1 protein-coding gene and 1 pseudogene are annotated in these 717 nt (G+C 63.6%); one reads left to right on the top strand and one right to left on the bottom strand.

Translation table 11 applies throughout. The annotated features are described in order from the left end of the window. Positions 1 to 38 precede the first annotated feature (38 nt). A complete protein-coding gene (locus AC5ZFO_RS48165; protein ID WP_496124289.1) occupies positions 39 to 290 on the top strand; it encodes an HpcH/HpaI aldolase/citrate lyase family protein in 252 nt (83 codons plus the stop codon). Here AC5ZFO_RS48165 and AC5ZFO_RS48160 read toward each other — a convergent pair. Continuing rightward, a pseudogene (locus AC5ZFO_RS48160) lies at positions 266 to 475 on the bottom strand (IS256 family transposase); the annotation flags it as partial. The gene AC5ZFO_RS48165 and the pseudogene AC5ZFO_RS48160 sit on opposite strands and share 25 nt — an antisense overlap. Positions 476 to 717 lie beyond the last annotated feature (242 nt).

The raw sequence follows: 717 nt of genomic DNA, 5'->3' as shown, positions 1-717 counted from the left end.
CGCGCGGTCGCAATTATCCGTAGCCTGGGCGACGACGCATGAGCCGGGTTTCCGCCCTCGCCCTCGGCGCCATCTTGTATATGCCCTGCACCCGCGCGGATCTGGCCGATGCGTTGCTCGGCGCCAAGCGCGTACCCGGCCTCCGGTCCGCCCGGCTGTGTCTTGACAACGCCCTGCTCGAACGGGACCTGCCGGTCGCACTCACCTGGCTTTCGGCATTCCTTCGTTCCGAGCTAACGCCAAATTTTGGTGGCGGCCGAGCCGGTCAGGCGGCGGCGGTTGTGGGCTGACGGTCAGTCGGTTTGGCGATGATCTCGATCGCGCCGTTGAATGTCACACGGATAACGAGTTTTGGCAACTGGTTGTGGCCATCGAGACGACGCCAGCTTTTCTGCGCGGCCTCAAGAAGTTTTAAGACCATCGCGAGCGCCGTCCTGTTGAACAGGCAACCATTCGATCGGATCGTGCGGTGGCGCCATTCGTGGCGCGGGTGATTATGGCCAATCCGTTGCGCGTGTTCGCAATCGGACGGCCGATCCGATCAGGGTGAGATCGGCGAGCGCCTCGCTCCCCCAGCGCGGATCGTCCCGCCGCTTCGGCCAGCAGCAGGGGCGTCTCCCTCCAGCACGGGCAAATAGCACTAGATGCCGTGATGGGCCGGCCTTCGCGAGCCTAGCCAGGTAAGTGGCTGTCCCTCAGAATGATGATGTTGAAACG

Source organism: Bradyrhizobium sp. Unk1 (assembly GCF_059512345.1).
This window is presented reverse-complemented; position numbering and strand designations above follow the sequence as displayed.

Excerpts from the sequence above, each read along its gene's own strand:
- AC5ZFO_RS48165 (WP_496124289.1), top strand. The coding sequence starts at position 39 with ATGAGCCGGGTTTCCGCCCTCGCCCTCGGCGCCATCTTGTATATGCCC.